Annotated in this window: 18 protein-coding genes; 6 read left to right on the top strand and 12 right to left on the bottom strand. The window is 69.8% G+C overall.

The genetic code is table 11. The annotated features are described in order from the left end of the window. Positions 1-41: 41 nt before the first annotated feature. The 5 genes from C1M51_RS03025 to rocF all read left to right on the top strand — a co-directional run bounded on the left by C1M51_RS03025 (position 42) and on the right by rocF (position 5,444). A complete protein-coding gene (locus C1M51_RS03025) occupies positions 42-1,133 on the top strand; it encodes an ABC transporter ATP-binding protein (RefSeq protein WP_207207790.1) in 1,092 nt (363 codons plus the stop codon). A gap of 145 nt (positions 1,134-1,278) precedes the next feature. Continuing rightward, positions 1,279-2,721, top strand: coding sequence for a S41 family peptidase (locus C1M51_RS03030; protein ID WP_129448166.1), 1,443 nt, complete (start codon positions 1,279-1,281; stop codon positions 2,719-2,721). A gap of 97 nt (positions 2,722-2,818) precedes the next feature. After that, a complete protein-coding gene (locus C1M51_RS03035) occupies positions 2,819-3,583 on the top strand; it encodes a HesA/MoeB/ThiF family protein (protein ID WP_129448167.1) in 765 nt (254 codons plus the stop codon). Between the two features lie 9 nt (positions 3,584-3,592). Further along, positions 3,593-4,498, top strand: coding sequence for an LOG family protein (locus C1M51_RS03040; RefSeq protein ID WP_129448168.1), 906 nt, complete (start codon positions 3,593-3,595; stop codon positions 4,496-4,498). Between the two features lie 13 nt (positions 4,499-4,511). After that, positions 4,512-5,444, top strand: a complete 933-nt coding sequence (rocF, locus tag C1M51_RS03045; RefSeq protein WP_129448169.1) for an arginase — start codon at positions 4,512-4,514, stop codon at positions 5,442-5,444. A 25-nt stretch (positions 5,445-5,469) separates the two neighbouring features. Here the strand turns inward: rocF and C1M51_RS03050 are convergent, their stop codons facing one another. Genes C1M51_RS03050 through C1M51_RS03060 form a run of 3 tightly spaced genes read right to left on the bottom strand, consistent with a single transcriptional unit; the run spans position 5,470 to position 7,243 of the window. Then, positions 5,470-5,982, bottom strand: a complete 513-nt coding sequence (locus C1M51_RS03050) for a thermonuclease family protein (protein WP_129448170.1) — start codon at positions 5,980-5,982, stop codon at positions 5,470-5,472. Then, positions 5,979-6,374, bottom strand: coding sequence for a YkvA family protein (locus C1M51_RS03055; RefSeq protein ID WP_129448171.1), 396 nt, complete (start codon positions 6,372-6,374; stop codon positions 5,979-5,981). The genes C1M51_RS03050 and C1M51_RS03055 overlap by 4 nt, the downstream gene beginning before the upstream one ends. Continuing rightward, positions 6,371-7,243 carry a DUF429 domain-containing protein gene (locus C1M51_RS03060; RefSeq protein ID WP_129448172.1) on the bottom strand — a complete coding sequence of 291 codons (873 nt, stop codon included), beginning with the start codon at positions 7,241-7,243 and terminating at the stop codon, positions 6,371-6,373. Before C1M51_RS03060 ends, C1M51_RS03055 begins: the two co-directional genes overlap by 4 nt. Before the next feature lie 37 nt (positions 7,244-7,280). On the opposite strand from C1M51_RS03060, the gene C1M51_RS03065 reads away from it, so the two are divergent. Beyond that, complete coding sequence (locus C1M51_RS03065; protein ID WP_129448173.1) at positions 7,281-8,384, top strand: DUF748 domain-containing protein; 1,104 nt, start codon at positions 7,281-7,283, stop codon at positions 8,382-8,384. A gap of 48 nt (positions 8,385-8,432) precedes the next feature. Here the strand turns inward: C1M51_RS03065 and C1M51_RS03070 are convergent, their stop codons facing one another. The 9 genes from C1M51_RS03070 to aspS all read right to left on the bottom strand — a co-directional run bounded on the left by C1M51_RS03070 (position 8,433) and on the right by aspS (position 18,562). Beyond that, positions 8,433-9,269, bottom strand: a complete 837-nt coding sequence (locus C1M51_RS03070; protein WP_165349637.1) for a heparin lyase I family protein — start codon at positions 9,267-9,269, stop codon at positions 8,433-8,435. Between the two features lie 235 nt (positions 9,270-9,504). Next, positions 9,505-10,398 (bottom strand): EamA family transporter, encoded by an 894-nt coding sequence (locus tag C1M51_RS03075; RefSeq protein WP_129448175.1) that lies wholly within the window; start codon positions 10,396-10,398, stop codon positions 9,505-9,507. A 55-nt stretch (positions 10,399-10,453) separates the two neighbouring features. After that, positions 10,454-12,685 (bottom strand): TonB-dependent receptor, encoded by a 2,232-nt coding sequence (locus C1M51_RS03080; protein ID WP_129448176.1) that lies wholly within the window; start codon positions 12,683-12,685, stop codon positions 10,454-10,456. Between the two features lie 135 nt (positions 12,686-12,820). Beyond that, positions 12,821-13,249: a BLUF domain-containing protein gene (locus tag C1M51_RS03085; RefSeq protein ID WP_129448177.1), complete on the bottom strand. Its 429-nt coding sequence runs from the start codon at positions 13,247-13,249 to the stop codon at positions 12,821-12,823. Between the two features lie 5 nt (positions 13,250-13,254). Further along, positions 13,255-13,986, bottom strand: a complete 732-nt coding sequence (gene folE, locus C1M51_RS03090) for a GTP cyclohydrolase I (protein ID WP_129448178.1) — start codon at positions 13,984-13,986, stop codon at positions 13,255-13,257. A 98-nt stretch (positions 13,987-14,084) separates the two neighbouring features. Then, positions 14,085-15,398 (bottom strand): cardiolipin synthase ClsB, encoded by a 1,314-nt coding sequence (clsB, locus tag C1M51_RS03095; protein WP_129448179.1) that lies wholly within the window; start codon positions 15,396-15,398, stop codon positions 14,085-14,087. 4 nt (positions 15,399-15,402) lie between these two features. Beyond that, positions 15,403-16,215 (bottom strand): endonuclease/exonuclease/phosphatase family protein, encoded by an 813-nt coding sequence (locus C1M51_RS03100; protein WP_129448180.1) that lies wholly within the window; start codon positions 16,213-16,215, stop codon positions 15,403-15,405. Next, on the bottom strand, positions 16,212-16,694 hold the full coding sequence (gene nudB / locus C1M51_RS03105; protein WP_129448181.1) for a dihydroneopterin triphosphate diphosphatase: 483 nt from the start codon (positions 16,692-16,694) through the stop codon (positions 16,212-16,214). Before nudB ends, C1M51_RS03100 begins: the two co-directional genes overlap by 4 nt. Before the next feature lie 68 nt (positions 16,695-16,762). Further along, positions 16,763-18,562, bottom strand: a complete 1,800-nt coding sequence (gene aspS, locus C1M51_RS03110) for an aspartate--tRNA ligase (protein WP_129448182.1) — start codon at positions 18,560-18,562, stop codon at positions 16,763-16,765. Between the last annotated feature and the right edge of the window lie 79 nt (positions 18,563-18,641).

Raw genomic sequence — 18,641 nt, forward strand, 5'->3', positions numbered from 1 at the left:
CGAACGAAATTCATTTGAAGTCAGCTCGCTATCATAGAGGGATGCTGCTGCGTCTCGCCGATGTCTCGATCCGCTACCCGGCGGCGCACCCGGGCGGCGGCGAACGGCCAGCGGTCGACAGCGTGTCCTTCGGTCTGGCCGAGGGCGAGATCGGTGTGCTGATCGGCCCGTCGGGCTGCGGCAAGACCTCGCTGCTGCGCGCCGTCGCCGGCCTGGAGCCACTGGCCGGCGGCAGCATCTCGCTGGGCGAGGAACGGCTCGGCGACGCGGCCAGCGGCCGCCATCTCGCGCCGGAGCAGCGCCGCATCGGCATGGTGTTTCAGGACTATGCGCTGTTCCCCCATCTCAGCGTGGCGCAGAACGTGGCCTTCGGCCTGCACGACCTGCCGCGGGCGCAGCGCGAGCAACGCGTGGCCGAACTGCTCGACCTGGTGGGCCTGGGCAGCGCCGCCAAGCGCGCGCCGCACCAGCTGTCGGGCGGGCAGCAGCAGCGCATCGCCCTGGCCCGGGCCCTGGCGCCGGCGCCGCGGCTGCTGCTGCTGGACGAACCCTTCTCCAGCCTCGACGTCGACCTGCGAGAACGCTTGGCGCAGGAGCTGCGCGCGATCCTCAAGCGCACCGGCACGACGGCGCTCTTCGTCACCCACGATCAGCTCGAGGCCTTCGCCCTGGGTGACGTGATCGGCGTGATGCACTGGGGCCGCCTCGACCAGTGGGACAGCGCCTACCAGCTCTACCACCGTCCGGCCACGCGCTTCGTGGCCGACTTCATCGGCCACGGCGTGTTCGCGCCAGCCCGCATCGTCGACGGCGCCGACGGTCCGCGTGTGCACACCCCCGTGGGCGACCTGAACGATCTCGAGGAATGCCCGTTGTCCGCCGCCTATCCGGACGGCGAGTGCGAGGTGCTCCTGCGGGCGGACGACATCGTCCATGACGACAGCTCGCCGGTGAAGGCCCGCATCGAACGCAAGGCCTTCCGCGGCTCCGAGTTCCTGTACACGCTGCAGTTGGCCAGTGGCGAACGCGTGCTCGCCCACGTGCCCTCGCACCACGATCACCAGCTTGGCGAATGGATCGGCATCCGCGCCGAGGTCGACCACGTGGTCACCTTCCCACGCCAGCCGAGCTGACGGCCTGCCCGCCTGCGCCGCCGGAAGCGTCGGTAAAAGCCTGCAAAGCCTTCCAAACGACGCAACTTTGGGGCCTGGAGCAGACTCACAGCGCAGGTGCCGGTCCTATACTGGACTGCAGCAATCGAAAAGGAACCCGGACGTCATGGGTGCTAAGACAAAAGTGGCTGGCTGGATCGTCGTCGGGGCGGTCGCGGGTGCCTTGACCACGATGCAACTGACCGCGACGGCGCGCAACCCGTCGGCGGCCTTGCCGCTGGAGGAGCTGCAGCAGCTCGCCGCGGTGTTCGGCATGGTGAAGAGCGACTACGTCGAACCGGTCGACGAGAAGAAGCTGATCACCGACGCCATCGGCGGCATGGTCGCCGGCCTGGACCCGCACTCGCAGTACTTCGACAAGAAGACCTTCAAGGAATTCCGCGAAGGCACCAGCGGTCGCTTCGTCGGCGTCGGCATCGAGATCGGCATGGAGGACGGGCTGGTCAAGGTGGTCTCGCCGATCGAAGGCTCGCCGGCCTTCCGGGCCGGCGTGAAGAGCGGCGACCTGATCACCAAGATCGACGACAGCTTCGTCAAGGGCCTGACGATGGACCAGGCCGTCAAGAAGATGCGTGGCGAGCCCAACACCAAGGTCGTGCTGACGGTGTTCCGCAAGGCCGAGAGCCGCAGCTTCCCGGTCACCATCACCCGGGAGGAGATCCGCGTGCAGAGCGTGCGCGCGAAGATGATCGAGCCCGGCTATGCCTGGCTGCGCGTGAGCCAGTTCCAGGATCGCACCGTCGAGGATTTCGCCACCAAGCTGGCCGACCTGTACAAGCAGGACCCCAACCTGAAGGGCCTGGTGCTCGACCTGCGCAACGACCCGGGTGGTCTGCTCGAGGCGTCGGTGGCGATCTCGGCCGCCTTCCTGCCCAGGGACGTGACAGTGGTCTCCACGAACGGGCAGATCGCCGAATCGAAGGCCGTTTTCAAGGCCAATCCGGAGTTCTACTCGCGCCGTGGCAGCGACCCGCTGAAGAAGCTGCCCGAGGGGTTGAAGAGCGTGCCGCTGATCGTGCTGGTGAACGAGGGCTCGGCCTCTGCCAGCGAGATCGTCGCCGGCGCCCTGCAGGATCACAAGCGCGCCACGGTAATGGGCAGCCAGACCTTCGGCAAGGGCTCGGTGCAGACGGTGCGCCAGCTCTCGCCCGACACGGCGCTGAAAATCACCACCGCCCGCTATTACACGCCGAGCGGTCGCTCGATCCAGGCCACCGGCATCGTGCCCGACGTGTGGCTCGACGAAACCGCCGAAGGCAACGTGTTCGCCGCCATCCGCACCCGCGAGGCCGATCTGGAAAAGCACATCTCCAGCGGCCAGGGCCCGGAGGTCAAGGACCCGGCGCGCGAGAAGGCCCGCGAGGAGGCGCTGAAGAAGCTGGAAGAGGCGAACGGCAAGGACAAGGACAAGGCGCCCAAGCCTCTGCCCGAGTTCGGCAGCGCCGAGGACTTCCCGCTGCAGCAGGCGCTGAACCGACTGAAGGGCAAGACGGTACTGGCCTCGAAGACACAGACCGAGCGCAAGCCCGACGACACCAAGACCAACTGACGGAGCGCCCCGTCGTGCCCCCACGCGAAGAGCCCGCCACGGCGGGCTCTTCGCTTTGCGCTGAATCCTGGGTGGCCCGCGACGCTATCCTCGCGCCATGAACGACGACCAGCTGCTGCGCTACAGCCGCCACATCCTGCTCGACGAGATCGGCATCGAGGGCCAGCAGCGCCTCATCGACGGTCATGCGCTGGTCATCGGTGCCGGCGGGCTGGGCTCGCCGGTCCTGCTCTACCTGGGCACGGCCGGGGTCGGAACGATCACCGTAGCCGACCATGACACGGTGGACCTGACCAACCTGCAGCGACAGATCGTGCACGACATGGCGCGCATTGGCATGCCGAAGGCGGAATCGGCCGCGCGCAGCATCGCCGCCATCAACCCGGCGGTGCGGGTGCAGGCCCTGACCGAGCGCGCCGACGCAGCGCGGCTCGACGCCCTGGTACGCGAGGCCGACGTGGTGCTCGACTGCAGCGACAACTTCGCGACGCGCCACGCGGTCAACCGGGCCTGCGCCGTGCACCGCAAGCCGCTGGTGGCCGGCGCGGCGATCCGCTTCGACGGCCAGATCTCGGTCTACGACGTGCGCGACGCCGCCAGCCCCTGCTACGCCTGCCTGTTCCCCGAGGACAGCGCCTTCGAGGAGGTGCGCTGCTCCACGATGGGCGTGTTCGCGCCGCTGGTCGGCATCATCGGCAGCATGCAGGCGGCCGAGGCGCTGAAGCTGCTGGCCGGCATCGGGCCGACGCTGGCGGGACGGCTGCAGATGCTCGACGGCCGAGCGATGGAATGGACCGAGATCCGCCTCGCCCGCCGCGCCGACTGCCCGGTGTGCGGGCCGCACCGCGGGCCTGCGGGGTAAGCTGGGCGCATGGACGACACGACCCACGATCTGCGCGCACGCAATTTCCCCTCGGCCCAGGAAGACGTGGCCGCGGTCACGCCGGCCTCGCGCTATGCCGGCCCCGAAAGCGCCTACCGCCTGGCCTTCGACGACAAGGACTTCCTGCTGCGCGAGGAACTGCGCCCGGTGCGGATGCAGCTCGAGCTGCTCAAGCCCGAGCTGGTGCAACGCGAGCACCGCATCGAATCGACCATCGTGATCTTCGGCAGCGCCCGCATCCTGCCGCGCGACGAGGCGCTGCGGCGCGTCGCCGCCGCGCAGGCGCTGGGCGACACCGACGCGCTCAAGCGCGCCGAGATGCAGCTGGCCATGTCGCACCACTACGAGGAAGCGCGGCGCTTCGCCGGCATCGTGACGACGGCCTCGAAGCAGCTCGACGAGCCGATCGCCGTCGTCACCGGCGGTGGCCCCGGCATCATGGAGGCCGGCAACCGCGGCGCCTTCGAGACCGACGGCCCGAGCATCGGCCTCAACATCGTGCTGCCGCACGAGCAGGCGCCCAACGACTACATCACGCCGGAGCTGTGCTTCCAGTTCCACTACTTCGCGCTGCGCAAGATGCACTTCCTGATGCGCGCGATCGCGCTGGTGTGCTTCCCCGGCGGCTTCGGCACGCTCGACGAGACCTTCGAGGCGCTGACCCTGATGCAGACCGGCAAGATCCGCCGCCGCCCGGTGCTGCTGTTCGGCCGCGAGTTCTGGACCAAGCTGATCAATTTCGATCTGCTGGTCGGCACCGGCATGATCCATGCCGAAGACCTGAAGCTGTTCCATTTCGTCGAGAGCGCCGAGGAGGCCTGGGGCGTGATCGAGCGCCACTACGGGCTCGATGCGCTCGACACCCAGACCGGCGCGTTCGCCGAGGACACCTGAGCCCGGAGTGACCATGAGCGACGTCGGCCGCCTCGCCCCGAAGATCTCGCTGATCGGCGCACCCACCGACATCGGTGCCGGGGCCCGAGGCGCGTCGATGGGCCCGGAGGCGCTGCGCGTCGCCAACCTGCAGAGCACGCTCGAAGCGCACGGCCTGGAGGTCGTGGACCGCGGCAACCTCGCCGGACCCCGCAACCCCTGGCTACCGCCGACCGAGGGCTACCGCCACCTCGCCGAGGTGGTGGCGTGGAATACCGCGGTGCACGAAGCGGTGCACGCCGAGCTGGGCCTGGGCCGGTTGCCCATCCTGCTGGGCGGCGACCACTGCCTCGCGATCGGCAGCATCAGCGCGGTGGCGCGCCACTGCCGCGAGGCCGGCAAGAAGCTGCGCGTGCTGTGGCTCGATGCACACGCCGACTTCAACACCAACGTGCTGACGCCCACCGGCAACGTGCACGGCATGCCGGTCGCGTGCCTGTGCGGCCGTGGTCCGCAGGCGCTGATCGAGATCGGCGGCCAGGTGCCGGCGATCAACCCGAAGTGGGTGCGCCAGATCGGCATCCGCAGCGTCGACGCCGGCGAGCGGCGGCTGGTGCACGAGGTCGACCTCGAGGTGTTCGACATGCGCTACATCGACGAGATGGGCATGCGCCACACGATGGAACTCGCGCTCGCGACGCTGGACGCCAACACCCATCTGCACGTGAGCTTCGACGTCGACTTTCTCGATCCGCCCATCGCCCCCGGCGTCGGCACCACCGTCAACGGCGGCCCGACCTACCGCGAAGCGCAGCTGTGCATGGAAATGATCGCCGACACCGGCCGCCTCGCCTCGCTCGACGTGATGGAGCTGAACCCGGCCTTCGACGTGCGCAATGCGACGGCGGTGCTCGCGGTGGATCTGGTGGAGTCGCTGTTCGGCAAGAGCACGTTGATGCGAAAGTAATGGCCGCCTCTCGGACGGCGATCTGTCAATCACAGGGCCCATGGCGCCGCCGGAAATCGCGCGGCAGCTCGGGATCCGGCACGGCGAACAGGCCCCGCCCCGCGGCGCGGGCCCGCTGCTCCTGGGCGGCATAGGGGCCCGGGTCGCGGCCGTAGCGAGACGACCATGCGTGCCCCTCGGCGACCAGCCAGGCGCCCACGTCCTGTTCATCCAGCCACAGCGTCCCGAGTGCACGGCCATGCATGTCGGTCGCACGCCGCCGCACCGTGACGCGGCGGTCCTGCACGCGCGCCGCGAGCGCGGCGCCGGCTGCGCTGCCGTGCGGCTGGCAGCGTTCGGGCGCGTCCAGGCCCGCCAGGCGCAGCTTCACGGGCTTGCGGCGACCGTGGCCTTCGGTCGCGTCGGGTCGCACCCAGACCGTGTCGCCGTCGGTGATGCGGGTGACCACGCCATCGAAGCGCTCTTCCGCTGCCGCAGCACTGCCCGACACCGCGATGGCGGCCAGCCATCCGATCACCTGCCGACGGCCCGGCGTCACGCAGCGCCCCAGCTACGCCACGCCCACCACGCCAGCAAGCCCCCGCACAGAAGCCACACCGCGACGATCAGCAACACGCCCCACAGCATCTTCGGCACGCGCTCGCCACTGGCCTCGGCCTCGCGCAGCCGCGCCTGCCACAGGGCGTCGGGCGTCAGCTTGACGGCGAGTGCGATCCCCAGCGGCAGCAGCACCAGTTCGTCGAGCATCCCCAGTACCGGGATGAAATCGGGAATCAGGTCGATCGGGCTCAGTGCATAGGCGATCACCAGGATGGCGATGAGCTTGGGCGCACGCGGCGTGTCCGGGTGCTTGAACAGCTTCCAAAGCGCCAGCAGGTAGATCGCGAGCCGCGCCCGGTTCGCTCGGCCGAACAGCGGGCCGAGCTTCATGCTGTGCTCCTGGCATCGGCAGACCAGGGCGCGGTGACGATCCAGCCTTCCAGCGGATCGATCACGGGCGGCAAGCCGTGGTTCGGCTGCGTCGCGGCCCACGCGGCCTGCAGCATGCAGAGCACGGCGTCGAGCCGGTCGCCGCGCGCGTCGGCCACCAGTTCTTCGCGCTGCGCATGGCGCAGCTTCAGCCGCAGGCCCAGCCGCGACCGGCCCTGCTCCAGCGCGTCGACCAGGTCCTTGCGGGCGATCAGGCGTTCGGGTGTCTGCTTCGCGCGTTCGTCGCTCTTGTACGAGCGTGCGCCGATCAACTCGCGCGCCAGCAGCCCGGGGTAGGCCTCGAGCGCCACGCGTTGCGGATCACCGGCATGCAGACCGGCCAGCGTCACGCCCGCATCCACGAGCCGTGGCACACCCGCGTGCAGCATGTAGGCGACCGGCGGGTTGACCCACTTCATCGACGGGCTCGACCCGGCAGGGCCATCGGTGGCGCGGTGGGCGAACTTGGCCCCGGCAGGCCGGGCCGCGCAGAAGGCCGCGAAACGCTCGCGGATCTCGCTGCGCGGCAGCGCCGCATAGAGACGCAGCATCGGCAGCCAGGCTTGCGGCCAGCCCAGTTCGGAGACCAGTTCGCGCGGCAGGCCGAACGGCAGGTCGAAGGCCCCCAGCCAGGGACCGGGCCGCTGCAGCAGGGCCGAGAAGGCGGAAAGGTCGGGCAGCAGCTCGATCGCGTCGAGACGCAGCAAGTGACCGTCGGCATGGCCTCGCGCCAGCACGATGGGCTTGTGCCGCGTGGGCGCGCTGCTGAAGTCGACGCCCAGCAAGGGCAGCGGCACGATGGCGGCGGGGGGTGAAGGGGGCGCTGACATGGACGCTGGGACTCTACCGGCCCGCGACAATCCCGGCATGACGACCGCCATCCCCTCCCGCGCCAGCGCTGCTGCCCCGTGCCGCCGGGTCCGCCGGCTGGGGATCAGCCTGGCCGTCGTGCTGGCGACCCTGGCGCTGGCCTGGCAACTGGCAGCCCACCGGCTGCAGCAGGAAATGGTGGCTGCCCTCGGCCCGCGCAGCGAGGTGGGCTCGATCGGCCTCGCCTGGGGCGGCGTCGAGATCCGCGGCCTGCGCATCGCCGCCGCGCCGGGCAGCGGCTGGCCGGTCGCCGACGAACTGCGTGCGCCCCGCGTGGTGGTGACCCCGGACCTGTGGTCCGCGCTGCGCGGACGCATCGGGGTGCACAGCGTGCGCATCGAGGACGGCTACATCTCGCTGCTGCGGGGTCGCGACGGCCAGATGCAGGTGCTGCCCGCGCTGCTGGGTCGGCGCGAAAGAGCCGGTGCCGAACGCCGCGGCGGCAGCCTGCCTGCAGTGCGCATCGGCGACGTGCAGTTGCGCGGGACCGAGATCGCGTTCTACGACGCCTCGGTGAGCCGGCCGCCGCTGGCCCTGCGGCTGGTGGACATGCAGGCGAGCATCGGGCCGCTCGCGCTGCCGTCGCTGGATGTGGCGACGCAGATTGACCTCACCGCCGGGGTCCGCGGCGCGCGGGCCGGCCCGGAAGGCCGGCTCGAGCTGCGCGGCAGCGCGACCGGTGCCACCCGCGATGCCGCATTGAAGCTCAGCCTGCGCCGCGTCGATCTGCTCGCGCTGCAGCCCTACGTGAACCGGGTGGCCCAAGGCGGCGTGAGGCGCGGCACGCTCGACCTCGATCTGGCGCCCACCGTGAAAAACCAGCAGCTGCACGCGCCGGGGCACATGACGCTGAGCCAGCTGGAACTCGGCGACGGCAACTTCGCCGGCCTGCCGCGCAAGGCCATGCTGGCCTTCATGAACCGGCACGAACGCATCGAACTCGATTTCACGCTGGAGGGCCGGCTCGACGATCCCGCGTTCTCCCTCAACGAGAACTTCGCGACGCGAGTCGCCTCGGCGCTGGGCAACGTGGTGGGCTTGAGCGTGGAAGGCGTGGTCGAAGGCGTCGGCAGCGTCGTCAAGGGGCTGTTCGGGCGCTGAGTGGCCGCGGATATCGACGGGGCCGCAGTCCCGCCGCCCCGCCAGCCCCTAACGGCTCAGGACGTAGGCGCGCAGGCTGGCCTCGGTGTACTTGGCGCCGGTCGGATCCCGGACGAACACTGGGGCCTTGAACAGCACGCGTGCCGTGGCCGGCGTGGACCAGTTGGCGTGGTCCCAGGGGTAGAAGCCGAGTTTCTGCCAGGTCGGGTAGCGATCGATCGTCGCATAGCCGGTCGGGCCGACGTAGTCCGCGAACTGGACGCCGTCTCGCCACGCCTGGAAATACCCACGCCCGCCCTCGTTGGGATCGATCCGCAGCTTGGTGACGATCACGGTCCATGCCTTTGTCGGGATGCCGGGGGATTCGAAGCTGCGCGTCTGGTTCGTGGCGCGCGTCGGCGGCACCGTGGTGTTGTGCCGAACGAAGAGCACCAGACCGTTCTTCTCGGCCTGGATCGCCGCCCAGGGATTGACCGTCTGCGGCGTCAGCTGGTGGAACTGACTGATCACGGCCTGGAAGTCGTAGCCGCCATCGGGCATCAACAGTCCGAACGCGTGCCAGATGTCGATGTACGGCTTGACGACACCCGGCTGCGTGATCCACCAGCTGACCTCGCAGCGCTTGGCCCCGGCGCCGCCCAGGCTGTCGCCGACCGACGGCGCGAACATCAGCACCTTCTTCGACGCGTCCAGCGGATCGACCGTCTTTCCGAAGCGCCGGCCCGCGGGCTGCGCCGTACCGTCAAAACCGCCGGCGTCATCGAGGGACGCGACGCTGATGTCCTTCGCCCCGGCGCATTCCAGACCGACCTGCCCGCCCCGGATCTGCCGGAACGGCTTGTTCGCGTCAATCTCCGCAAAGATGTCCGAGTCGGCGATCGGCACGGACCGCTCCGTCGAGACGACTGCCGAGCGCACCGTCTCAGCCGACCAGGCCCCTGTCGCCACGCCGGCCAGTGCCAGGCATGCAAGAGCCGAGAGAGTGGAGATCGACGGAGTCATGGGTTTCACGATGGCGTTGGGCTGGCCGCAGGACGCGGGTTGCCTGCCGATTGTCTTGCAAGCCGCCCGGGGGCGCCGAAACCTTCACAGGCCAAACCCTTGCTCCGCGGCTTGCGCTTCACCCCAGCGCCAGACCCGCCACGCCGAGTGCGATGCACGCCGCCCCGACCAGCCGCCAGCCCAGTTCGCCCTCGCCCAGCAGACGGCCACCGAGCAGGGCCGCGAACAGCATCGACACCTCGCGGGCCGGGGCCACGTGCGACAGCGGCGCGAGCTGCATCGCGTACAGCACCATCACGTAGGCCGCCGGGCTGAACACCGCCACCACCAGGGCGTGACGCCACTGCGCGCGCCAGGCCGACCGCAGCGCCACGCGGTCCCGCAGCAGCGGCAGCATGAACGGAATGCGCAGCAAATTGCCGAAGTAGTCCACCAGGATCGGCGAGACCGCCAGCAGCTTGACCGCCGCGCCGTCGATCAGCGTGTAGGCGGCGATGGTCGCGCCGGTCGCCGCGCCCCAGCCGAGGCCGGCACGCACGCGCTGCGACGCCATGTCGCCGTCACCATGGCGACCCCTCAGGGCCTGCAGCAGCCGCGGCCCGCCGGCGATCAGCACGATGCCGACCGTCACTGCCAGGACACCGGCTGCACCGAGCGCCGACAGTGATTCGCCGAGCAGCAGCACGGCGCCCAGCGCCGACAGCAGCGGCCCGGTGCCACGCGCCACCGGGTAGACGACCGTGAGATCCGATGCCCGGTAGCCCCGCAGCAGGACCGTGAAGTAGGCCAGGTGCGTCAGACCGCTGGCCAGCACTGCGGCCCAGGCCAGCAGGCCCCAGCGCGGCAGCTCGTCCCAGGCCACCCACAGGCCGACAGGCGCCCACAGCACCGCCACCATCAGCGCCGTCAGCAGCACGAAGCGCTGGTCACCTCCTGCGCGCTTGGCAACGAGATTCCACAACGCATGCAGCAGCGCGGCGGTCAGAACCAGAGCAAGGGCGGAGGCAGGCAAACGGCGGATCGTACGAGTCGGGAAGCCCCGACTTTAGCGTCGCCGCCGGCTCAGCTCAGAACGCCTGCCGCCACTTCACCGACAGCAGCCAGTTGCGCGGCATGCCGGGCTCGAAGAAGCGGCCGTTGCCGTCGTTGACGATCACGCTGCCGGCGTACTCGCGGTCGAACAGGTTGTCCACGCGCACCAGTGCGTCGATGCGGCTGCCTTCGGCCAGCTTCCAGCTCTGGGTGGCACGCAGAGCCCAGGTGGCCCAGGTGCCGGCGAAGTCGGTGTTGCGGTCGTTGACGGCCACCTCGTCCTGCCCCCGCAGCTCGGCGGCGAGCTCGGTCGCCGCCGTGCCGAAGGGCCGCCACGCCAGCTCGGCGAACGCGCTGCGCGGGCTGGTACCGGCGATGCGGTTGCCGGCCGGCACGGTCGCCTGGTTGCCAGGGTTGGCGCCGTTGCAGGGCACGGCGGTGCAGGTGACGAAGGCGTCGTCGTAGGTCGCCGACAGCCAGGTCAACGCCAGCGCGGTGCGCCAGTGCGAGGTGATGCTCCAGCCCGCACCCAGCTCGACGCCGCGCCGCGTGGTCGAGCCGACGTTCTGGAAGGTGGAGCGGCCGCCGGCGTTCGTCGCCACGCCGATCTCGTCGTCGGTGCGCGCCTCGAACACCGCGAAGTCGGCGGCCAGGCCACGCGCATCGTCGCGCCACTTCGCGCCGAGCTCGATCTGCTTGCTGGTCTGCGCCTTCAAGCCGTTGTTGAAGCCGCTGCCGCCGTCGGGCCGGTAAGCCAGCTCGCCGAAGGTCGGCGATTCGAAGCCCTCGCCGGCGCTGACATAGAAGTTCCAGTCCGGCAGGCCGCGCCACTGCAGCGCGGCGACCGGGTTGGTGTAGCTGTACTTCAGCGAACCCGAATCGTCGCCGTTGAGGCCGGACACATAGTGATCGTCCGCCTCGAAGCGCACGCGGCCGCTGCGCGCGCCGAGCGTGGCGACCCAGTCCTTGACGAACTCCAGCTCGCCCTGCGCGTAGACATCGGTGGTCTTCACGGTGTTCTTCTCGTCGCGGCGCTGGTTGCCGGTGACGCCGAGCGCCGTGGGCGCCAGCGGATCGCCGAGGAAGTTCTCGTAGCCGCGGCGGTCCTCGGTGCTGCGCTCCAGCGCCGCGCCGGCCACGAACTGGGCGCTGCGGTCGCCGTCCAGCGTCCAGCGCCAGATCAGCCGGCCGTCCAGGCCCTGGTAATCGCGGTCGAAGTCGATCACGCCGCCAGGGTGCCGGTCGGTGTTCGGCGGCGGCGTTGGGTTGCGCTGCGTCAGGACGGGGATCGATTGCCACTGGGTGACCGACCGCTGGCCGAAATAGGCGGTGACGGCACTCTCGTTCAGAGCACCGAGGTCCGCGAAGCGATGCCGCCAGGTGGCTCCGATCTGCTCCTGCTGCGCGGTCTTGCGGGTGTTGAACTGGGTCGCCACGGCGGCCGTCTGGCGCGGATCGGCGTCGAACTGCGCGCGGTTCAGGCCCAGCGGATCGTCGGCGGGTTGGTCGACGTGGTTGACGCTGACGACCACGGTGTCGCGCTCGCCGGTCCAGCCCAGGCGCAGGTTGGCCAGCGTGCGGCGGGCGCTGCTCTGCGGACGGAAACCGTCATAGTCGAGATAGCTCGCGCCGAAGCGCAGGTCGAAGCCGCGGCCCGGCTCGTCACCGAGCGGCGCCTGCACCGTCACGCGCCCCTGGCGCAGGCCGAAGCGGCCGATGTCCGCACCGAGCTCGCCATAGCGCTCGCGCACCGGCTGGCTCACCAGCGCGATGACGCCGCCCGAGCTGTTGCCGTAGAGCGCGCTGAACGGCCCACGCAGCACCTCGACGCGCTGCGCGCCGGCGAGGTCGAAGTGCGATACCTGCCCCTGGCCGTCGGGCATGGTCGCCGGGATGCCGTCGCTGTACAAGCGCATGCCGCGCACGCCGAAGGTCGAACGGGCGCCGTAGCCGCGTGAGTTGATCTGCAGGTCCTGCGCGTAGTTGTTGCGGTTCGCCACCGTCAGGCCCGGCACGCGCGCCATCGCCTCCGACAGGTTGATCATCGGGCCCGCGTTGCGCAGCACCTCCTCGTCCACCGTGCCCACCGAGTACGGGGTGTCGAAGGCGCGCTGCTCGAAGCCCTTGCCGGTGACGACCACCGGCGCGAGCGTCCCGCTCGCCGCGTCCTGCGCCTGGGCGAACGGCACTGCACCGATCAGCGCGCAGGCGGCGACCACCGGGTTCACCCGCAGCCGGGAAAGGGCGGGACGCTGGGCTGACGACATGAATGCTCCTGAAGATGTCCGGTGAATGCGAAAGCGCGCGGACTCTACCTTCAGGAACACCCCTGCCCAATAGAGAAAATCTGCAAAAGGGATCGGGGATGACGCGGAGCAACCCGACGGCAGCGGCCTGCCGCTCTACCCCGCGCGACCGATGATCGACGCTGTCGCGATCAGTTCCTCGAGCAGGGCCATCGAGACCTTGCCGGACACGCCGAACGGGTCGAGCGCCGGGCGCTCGCTGTACTTCAGCACGATCGACGGGTTGATCTTGGCCAGATTGACCTGGCCCATCGTCCAGCCAGCGAAGCGCCGCTCGGTCACTTCCTCGAAGTGCAGCACCGCGATGTCGCGGTGGCGCGGGTCGCGCACGATCTGCGCGTAGAGGCTGTTGACGACGTCACGGCCACCTTCGAGCACCTGCATGAAGACATCGCCGCCATGGCACAGGATGCCGGTGATGCCGAGCGCCGGGTTGTGTGCCCGGCACTGGACCAGGATGCCCTCGATGATCTCCGGCGTCACCGGCCCGGCGGCGCGGCTCGCGTACAGAAGACGCACCAGCATGGTCGTCAGCCCTTCTTGTTGTTGACCAGTGAGAGGAACTCGCGTCGCAGGTTGGCGTCCTTCAGGAACACGCCGCGCATCACGCTGTTGATCATCTTGGAGTCCAGGTCACGCACGCCGCGCCACTGCATGCAGAAGTGGTCGGCCTCCATCACGATCGCCAGGCCGTCGGGGCTCATCTTGTCCTGCAGCAGGTCGGCCACCTGGGTGACCGCCTCCTCCTGGATCTGCGGCCGGCTCATGATCCACTCGGTGAGCCGCGCGTACTTGGACAGGCCGATCAGGTTGGAGTGCTCGTTGGGCATCACGCCGATCCACACCCGGCCCATGATCGGGCAGAAATGGTGCGAGCAGGCGCTGCGCACGGTGATCGGGCCGATGATCATCAGCTCGTTCAGGTGCTCGACGTTCGGGAACTCCGTGACCGCCGGCTCGTGCACGTAGCGGCCCTTGAAGACCTCGTTCAGGTACATCTTGGCGACGCGACGCGCGGTGTCCTGAGTGTTGTGGTCGCTCTCGGTGTCGATCACCAGGCTGTCGAGCACGCCGCGCATCTTGCCGGCCACTTCGTCGAGCAACTGTTCCAGCTCGCCCGGCTCGATGAACTCGGCGATGTTGTCGTTGGCGTGGAAACGCTCGCGCTGCGACTTGATGCGCTCGCGGATCTTGACGGAGACCGGCACGCCTTCGTCGTCGGACACGGCACGGAGGCTGGGCAGGGTGTGGGGAGCGTTCATCGGAGCATCTCGCGCGGGGCGAGCAGCGACTGCGGTCTGCTAGCTTAACGGTTGTCGGATCGCCCTGGCGGCCGGCGGTGTTCCCGGCCGCCGCCGGCTCAGTAGCGCCCGCCGGCGCCAGCCGCGCGCAGGTAGAGCCGGGCCACCCAGGCGACGAAGCCCCGGCGCAGCCAGCGGCGCCAGCCGGCCACCGGCACCGGCGCGGTGATCTCGCGCGAGACGGCGAAGTCGCGGTCCAGCTCGCGCGACAGCGTGGCCGCGAAGCCGCGGTCCTCGACGATCACGTTCGCCTCCAGGTTGACCAGCAGCGACAGCGGGTCGATGTTGGAACTGCCCACCGTGGCCCAGCGCTGATCGACCAGCGCCACCTTCGCGTGCAGGAAGGCCGGCGTGTACTCGAAAACCGCCACGCCGTGCGCCAGCAGTTCGTCGTACAGCGCCTGTGCCGCCAGCGCGGCGAAGCGGTAGTCGGCCTTGCCCTGCAACAGCAGCCGCACATGCACGCCGCGCCGCGCCGCGGCCAGCAGCGCGCGGCGGAACTCGAAGCCAGGGTAGAAGTAGGCCGACACGATGTCGATGCGCTGCTGCGCACGGCGCAGCGCGTCGATGTAGCTGCGCTCGATGCTGCGACGCTGGCTGAGGTTGTCGCGCACCACGAAGGCGGCCCGCACCGGCTGCAGCGCACCGGCGCCGAAGCCGCCTGGTGAGCCGCGCCGCACCGCGATGCGCAGGCGACGCAGCAGGCGGCGCGCGCGGGCCATCGGCTGGCTGCTGCGCGCGATCTGGCGCACCTCGTCGCGCCAGTCGCGACCAAAGGCGGCGCGCGTCCACATCGCGCGGGCCGTCTGCTCGACCGGCCCGACCACCGCGCCCCGCAGGCGCACCGCGTAGTCGAGCCGCGGGGTGTCGCCCCAGCCGTGGTTGAGGTCGTGGCGGTCGTCGAGCACGTTGATGCCGCCGACGAAGCCGACCTGGCCATCGACGACACAGAGCTTCTGGTGCAGGCGGCGCAGCTGGCCCGGCTGCAGCCAGCTCCACCAGCGCTGCGTCGGCCGGAACACGGCCAGCGCCACGCCCGCGGGCTCGAGGCTCTCGCGCAGCGCCGCCAACGCATGCAGCGAACCGAAGCCGTCGACCACCACGCGGACGCGCACCCCGCGCCGGGCGGCAGCGACGAGCGCCGCCGACACGGCCTGCGCCGCGACGTCGTCGCCGTAGATGTAGGTGGCGAGCCAGACCTCGTGCGTGGCGTGGCCGATCGCCTCGATCATGGCCGGGAACAGCGCATCGCCACCACGCAGCAGCTGCACCTCGTTGCCGCCGCTGAACACGGCCCGGGCATGGACATACCAGGCCAGGGCCTCGGACAGCACGGGGTCGTCCGGCGGCGGAGCGCCGGCCGGAGCGGTCATGCCCTCAGGCCTCCAGCGGCTCGAACTCGGCCACCAGTGGCAGATGGTCCGACATGCGGGCCCAGGTGGCACCACGCGGCACGAAGGTCGACACGCAACGCCAGCCACGGGTGTAGACGCGGTCGAGCGCGAACACCGGCGCCAGCGACGGAAACGTCAGGCTGCGCTGCAGCCCCTTGGCCGACGGCGCCACGGCGCGCCGGAGACCGACTTCTTGCATCGCACCGTCGAGGCGTTCGCCCCAGTCGTTGAAGTCGCCGGCCACGAGCAGCGGCACGGCGGGATCGAGCTCCTGCTGCACGAAGGCGGCGAGACGCTGCACCTGCCGCAGGCGGCTCGAGTGGCTGAGGCCGAAATGGGCGACGATGGTGTCGACCGCCCGCCCCTGCCAGTTGACCTGCACGTGCAGCAGCCCGCGCTGCTCGAAGCGGTGGTCCGACACGTCGTGGTGGTTCGGCTCACCGATCGACCAGCGCGACAGCAGCGCATTGCCGTGCTCGCCGTGGCGCGTGATGGCGTTGGTGCGGTAAGCCACGTCGTAGCCTTCCGGCGCAAGGAACTCGGCCTGTCCCTGCTGCGGCCAGCCGAAGGAGGTGCGGTCGAAGCGCCGCGCGTCGCGCCGGTGAAAGCGCCGAACTTCCTGCAGGCACACCAGGTCGGCGTCCAGCGCCTCGATGGCGAGCCCGAGGTTGTGGATCTCCAGCCGCTTGGCCGGGCCGACGCCGCGCACGCCCTTGTGGATGTTGTAGGTGGCCACGCGCAGCCGCCGCTCGTCGCCCGAGGCGGGCGGCAGCACCGAGGACTGCAGCGGGTTCATGCCTCGCCCTGCCAGAGCCGCGGCAATTGCAGCACGGCCTCGGCGTTCGATGGGGAGAAGCAGCGGTCGGCCGCCTCCCGGTACGGCAGCCACACGTGCCGAAGGTGCTCGCGCGGCGCCAGCCGGATCGCGATGTCGCGCGGCACCGTCAGCCCGAACACGTGCTCGGTGTTGTGGGTCACGCCCGGTGCATAGCGATGGCGCCACACCGGGTAGATCTCGTAGACGTTGGCGAGCTGCCAGTCGCGCAGCGCGGCCCGCGGCACCGCGGGCGAACCGACCTCGATGCCGGTTTCCTCGGCCACCTCGCGGATGCAGGTCTCCAGCAGAGGCTCGCCGGCCGCGTCCTTCGAACCGGTGACGCTCTGCCAGAAACCGGGCTGGTCGGCCCGCTCGATCAGCAGGACCTCGAGCGCCGGCGTGTGGATCACCACCAGCACGGATTCGGGGACCTTGTACGGGCGGGATGGCGTCGTCACGTCGAGGGAAGCGGTCAGAAAAAAGGGGCGCCGATCGGCGCCCCTGGATTGTGCGGCAAGCCGCCGGCTCAGACGCCGCTCTGTCCGGCCGCCGGGTTGCGCAGCCGGATGTGCAGCTCGCGCAGCTGCTTCTCGTCGACCGGGCTCGGCGCGTGCGTCAGCAGATCCTGCGCGCGCTGGGTCTTCGGGAAGGCGATCACGTCGCGGATCGAATCGGCCTTGGTCATCAGCGTGACCAGGCGGTCGAGCCCGAAGGCCAGGCCGCCGTGCGGTGGCGCACCGTACTGCAGCGCGTCGAGCAGGAAGCCGAACTTGAGCTGGGCCTCGTCGGAGCCGATCTTCAGTGCGCTGAACACCTTGCTCTGCACCTCGGCGCGGTGGATCCGCACCGAGCCGCCGCCGAGCTCCCAGCCGTTGAGCACCATGTCATAGGCCTTGGCGAGGCACTTGCCGGGATCGGTGTCCATCAGGTCCTCATGGCCGTCCTTCGGCGCCGTGAACGGGTGGTGCACCGCGGCCCAGCGGTCACCCTCCTCGTCGTGCTCGAACATCGGGAAGTCGACCACCCACAGCGGCGCCCACTTGTCCTCGAACAGGCCGCCCGACTTGCCGAAGTCGCTGTGGCCGATCTTGACGCGCAGCGCGCCGATGGCGTCGTTGACCACCTTGGCCTTGTCGGCCCCGAAGAACAGCAGGTCGCCGTTGCGGGCGCCGCTGCGCGCGATGATCTCGGCGATCGCCGCGTCGTGCAGGTTCTTGACGATCGGGCTCTGCAGTCCCTCGCGGCCCTTGCTCGCGTCGTTGACCTTGATCCACGCCAGGCCCTTGGCGCCGTAGATCTTGACGAACTCGGTGTAGCCGTCGATCTCGCTGCGGCTCATCTCGCCGCCGCCCGGCACGCGCAGCGCGACCACGCGGCCTCCCTTGGCCTGGGCCGGCGCGGAGAACACCTTGAAGTCCACGTCCTTCATCACCTCGGTGAGTTCGGTGAACTCCATCTTCACGCGCAGATCCGGCTTGTCGGAGCCATAGCGGTGCATCGCCTCGGCGTACTTCATCACCGGATAGCCGGGCAGCTCGACGTTCATCACCGCGCGGAACACCGTGCGGATCATGCCCTCGAACATGCCGCGGATCTCTTCCTCGTCGAGGAACGAGGTCTCGATGTCGATCTGCGTGAACTCGGGCTGGCGGTCTGCGCGCAGGTCCTCGTCGCGGAAGCACTTGGTGATCTGGTAGTAGCGGTCGAAGCCGGACACCATGAGCAGCTGCTTGAAGAGCTGCGGCGACTGCGGCAGCGCGAAGAACATGCCTTCGTTGACGCGGCTCGGCACAAGGTAATCGCGCGCGCCCTCGGGCGTGCTCTTGGTCAGCATCGGCGTCTCGATGTCGATGAAGCCGTTGGCGTCGAGGAACTTGCGCACCTCCATCGCGACCCGGTAGCGCAGGATCAGGTTCTTCTGCATCGCCGGGCGGCGCAGGTCGAGCACGCGGTGGGTGAGGCGCGTGGTCTCGCTGAGGTTGTCGTCGTCGAGCTGGAACGGCGGCGTGACGCTCGGGTTCAACACCTCGAGCTCATGGCACAGCAGTTCGACCTTGCCGCTCACGAGGTTGGCGTTCTCGGTGCCGGCCGGCCGGGCGCGGACCTTGCCGACGATCTTCAGGCAGAACTCGTTGCGCACGCCCTCGGCGGCCTTGAACATCTCGGCGCGGTCGGGGTCGCAGACGACCTGCACCAGGCCCTCTCGGTCACGCAGGTCGATGAAGATCACGCCGCCATGGTCGCGGCGGCGGTGGGCCCAGCCCATCAGGGTCACGGTCTGGCCGAGCAGCGTTTCGCTGACGAGGCCGCAGTAGGTGGTACGCATGGAAGAAGGCTCCGGAACTCTGGGATCGAAGGCCGCCGTGGCGGCGCAATGTTGGGCGCTGGCAGGCTGTCTCGCAAGC

The sequence above is a fragment of the Methylibium sp. Pch-M genome, assembly GCF_004136295.1.
Lineage (GTDB): Bacteria > Pseudomonadota > Gammaproteobacteria > Burkholderiales > Burkholderiaceae_C > Methylibium > Methylibium petroleiphilum.

Excerpts from the sequence above, each read along its gene's own strand:
- C1M51_RS03025 (WP_207207790.1), top strand. The coding sequence starts at position 42 with ATGCTGCTGCGTCTCGCCGATGTCTCGATCCGCTACCCGGCGGCGCAC.
- C1M51_RS03030 (WP_129448166.1), top strand. The coding sequence starts at position 1,279 with ATGGGTGCTAAGACAAAAGTGGCTGGCTGGATCGTCGTCGGGGCGGTC.
- C1M51_RS03035 (WP_129448167.1), top strand. The coding sequence starts at position 2,819 with ATGAACGACGACCAGCTGCTGCGCTACAGCCGCCACATCCTGCTCGAC.
- C1M51_RS03040 (WP_129448168.1), top strand. The coding sequence starts at position 3,593 with ATGGACGACACGACCCACGATCTGCGCGCACGCAATTTCCCCTCGGCC.
- rocF (WP_129448169.1), top strand. The coding sequence starts at position 4,512 with ATGAGCGACGTCGGCCGCCTCGCCCCGAAGATCTCGCTGATCGGCGCA.
- C1M51_RS03055 (WP_129448171.1), bottom strand. The coding sequence starts at position 6,374 with ATGAAGCTCGGCCCGCTGTTCGGCCGAGCGAACCGGGCGCGGCTCGCG.
- C1M51_RS03060 (WP_129448172.1), bottom strand. The coding sequence starts at position 7,243 with ATGTCAGCGCCCCCTTCACCCCCCGCCGCCATCGTGCCGCTGCCCTTG.
- C1M51_RS03065 (WP_129448173.1), top strand. The coding sequence starts at position 7,281 with ATGACGACCGCCATCCCCTCCCGCGCCAGCGCTGCTGCCCCGTGCCGC.
- C1M51_RS03080 (WP_129448176.1), bottom strand. The coding sequence starts at position 12,685 with ATGTCGTCAGCCCAGCGTCCCGCCCTTTCCCGGCTGCGGGTGAACCCG.
- C1M51_RS03085 (WP_129448177.1), bottom strand. The coding sequence starts at position 13,249 with ATGCTGGTGCGTCTTCTGTACGCGAGCCGCGCCGCCGGGCCGGTGACG.
- folE (WP_129448178.1), bottom strand. The coding sequence starts at position 13,986 with ATGAACGCTCCCCACACCCTGCCCAGCCTCCGTGCCGTGTCCGACGAC.
- clsB (WP_129448179.1), bottom strand. The coding sequence starts at position 15,398 with ATGACCGCTCCGGCCGGCGCTCCGCCGCCGGACGACCCCGTGCTGTCC.
- C1M51_RS03100 (WP_129448180.1), bottom strand. The coding sequence starts at position 16,215 with ATGAACCCGCTGCAGTCCTCGGTGCTGCCGCCCGCCTCGGGCGACGAG.
- aspS (WP_129448182.1), bottom strand. The coding sequence starts at position 18,562 with ATGCGTACCACCTACTGCGGCCTCGTCAGCGAAACGCTGCTCGGCCAG.